Below are 2,359 nucleotides of genomic sequence, written 5' to 3'. Positions count from 1 at the left end.
CCAAGGGCCTGCTCAAGGCAGCGATCCGCGATCCGAACCCGGTCATCTTCCTCGAGAACGAGATCCTCTACGGCCATTCCTTCGATGTGCCGAAGCTCGACGATTTCGTGCTGCCGATCGGCAAGGCCCGCATCCACAAGCAGGGCAAGGACGTCACCCTCGTCTCCTTCGGCATCGGCATGACCTATGCGGTCAAGGCGGAGGCCGAGCTGCGCGGCATGGGCATCGATGCCGAGATCATCGATCTCAGGACCATCCGGCCGCTCGACTTCGACACGATCATCGCCTCGGTGAAGAAGACCAACCGTCTCGTGGTGGTGGAAGAAGGTTTTCCGCAGAACTCGGTCGGCGACCATATCGCCAACCAGGTCTCGCAGCGCGCCTTCGACTTCCTCGACGCGCCGGTGATCACCATCGCCGGCAAGGACGTGCCGATGCCTTATGCGGCGAACCTCGAAAAGCTGGCGCTGCCCAATGTCGGCGAGGTCGTCGAGGCCGTCAAAGCCGTGACCTATCGCTAAGCCGGTCGGGAGGACATCATGCCAATCAACATCACCATGCCGGCTCTCTCTCCGACGATGGAAGAGGGCAATTTGTCGAAATGGCTGGTCAAGGAAGGCGACAAGGTTTCGCCGGGCGACGTGATCGCCGAGATCGAAACCGACAAGGCGACGATGGAAGTCGAAGCCGTCGATGAAGGCACGGTCGCCAAGCTGGTGGTTCCGGCCGGCACCGAAGGCGTCAAGGTCAACGCGCTGATCGCCATCCTGGCCGGCGAGGGCGAGGATGCCGGCGCCGCAGCCAAGAGCGGTGGCAGCGCCGCGCCAAAGGCCGAAGCGCCGAAAGCGGACGCTCCGAAGGCCGAAGCCCCCAAGGAAGCACCCAAGCCGGCAGCAGCGGCCGCGGCGCCTGCGCCGGCGAAGGCCGAGCCCGCTCCCGTCGCCAACGGCCACGCCGCCGGCGACCGCGTCTTCGCGTCGCCGCTGGCTCGCCGCATCGCCAAGGATGCGGGCGTGGATGTTTCCGCCGTGACCGGCACCGGCCCGCATGGCCGCGTCGTCAAGGCCGATGTCGAAGCGGCGATCTCTTCCGGCGGCGCCAAGGCGGCGCCTGCCGCGAAAGCGCCGGCCGGCGCTCCGTCCGCTCCGGCGCCGGCACCCAAGCCGATGTCGGACGACCAGGTGCTGAAGCTGTTCGCCGAAGGCTCCTACGAGCTCGTGCCGCATGACAACATGCGCAAGACCATCGCGCGCCGCCTGGTTGAGGCGAAGTCCACCATCCCGCATTTCTATCTGACGCTGGATTGCGAGCTCGATGCGCTCTTGGCGCTGCGCACGCAGCTCAATGCCGCCGCCCCGATGAGGAAGACCGACAAGGGCGAGGTTCCGGCCTACAAGCTCTCCGTCAACGATATGGTGATCAAGGCGATGGCCATGGCGCTGATGGCGGTGCCGGATGCGAACGCCTCCTGGACCGAGAACGCCATGGTCAAGCACAAGCACGCCGATGTCGGCGTCGCCGTGTCGATTCCCGGCGGCCTGATCACGCCGATCATCCGGCATGCGGATGAAAAGACGCTGTCGGTCATCTCCAACGAGATGAAGGATCTGGCGAGCCGCGCCAGGAGCCGCAAGCTGAAGCCCGAAGAATATCAGGGCGGCACGACGGCGGTATCCAATCTCGGCATGTTCGGCATCAAGGACTTTGCCGCCGTCATCAACCCGCCGCATGCGACGATCCTGGCCGTCGGCGCGGGCGAGGAGCGGGCGGTGGTGAAGAAGGGCGAGATCAAGATTGCCACGGTGATGTCAGTGACGCTTTCGACCGACCACCGCGCGGTCGACGGCGCGCTCGGCGCGGAACTGCTCGGCGCCTTCAAGCGCATGATCGAAAACCCGATGAGCATGCTGGTGTAAGCCAATTCCTGCAGGTCCTTGATCCGGCTTGCTCTTACGCTACAGGCCCTGCGATCACCGACTTGTCAGGCCGGCAGCTCGCAGGAATCCCGGCCCGGTGCTTGAAGCCGCCGCCATTTCGTTCCACATCGGGCGCAATGAACGGCAAGATGCGGGAATGGTTTCGGAATTGGCGATGGGCCCTGGCCGCATCGCTGTTCCTGCATGTCCTGATTGCAGCGTTCCTGTTCTTTGGCCTGCCGAGGCCCGAGCAACAGCCGGACCAGCAGGAACAGCCGGTCAACGTCGCGATCGTGCCGCCGCCGGAACAGCCAAAGCCGAAGCCCGCTCCGAAGCCGCCGGAGCCGAAACCTGAACAGAAGGTCGAAAAGCCGCCCGAGCAGCCGGCTCCGAAGCCACCGCCTCCGCAGCCGCCGAAGCCGCAGGACATCCCGGTTCTGAAG

The 2,359-nt window shown here is 65.2% G+C and carries 2 protein-coding genes and 1 pseudogene; all 3 read left to right on the top strand.

Translation table 11 applies throughout. The annotated features are described in order from the left end of the window. Positions 1–521: transketolase C-terminal domain-containing protein (locus EOA28_RS32620; protein WP_281060942.1), on the top strand; the 521-nt coding region annotated here is incomplete at its 5' end. Between the two features lie 18 nt (positions 522–539). Further along, positions 540–1,916 carry a pyruvate dehydrogenase complex dihydrolipoamide acetyltransferase gene (locus EOA28_RS32615; protein ID WP_128315695.1) on the top strand — a complete coding sequence of 459 codons (1,377 nt, stop codon included), beginning with the start codon at positions 540–542 and terminating at the stop codon, positions 1,914–1,916. 137 nt (positions 1,917–2,053) lie between these two features. After that, positions 2,054–2,359: pseudogene (locus EOA28_RS32610) on the top strand (hypothetical protein); the annotation flags it as partial.

It is taken from the genome of Mesorhizobium sp. M2A.F.Ca.ET.067.02.1.1, assembly GCF_004023285.1.
Classification (GTDB): Bacteria; Pseudomonadota; Alphaproteobacteria; order Rhizobiales; family Rhizobiaceae; genus Mesorhizobium.
Note: the sequence above shows the minus strand (reverse complement) of the source record. Positions and strands in the feature narration are given on the sequence as shown.

Coding starts and splice junctions, on each gene's coding strand:
- EOA28_RS32615 (WP_128315695.1), top strand. CDS start 540: ATGCCAATCAACATCACCATGCCGGCTCTCTCTCCGACGATGGAAGAG.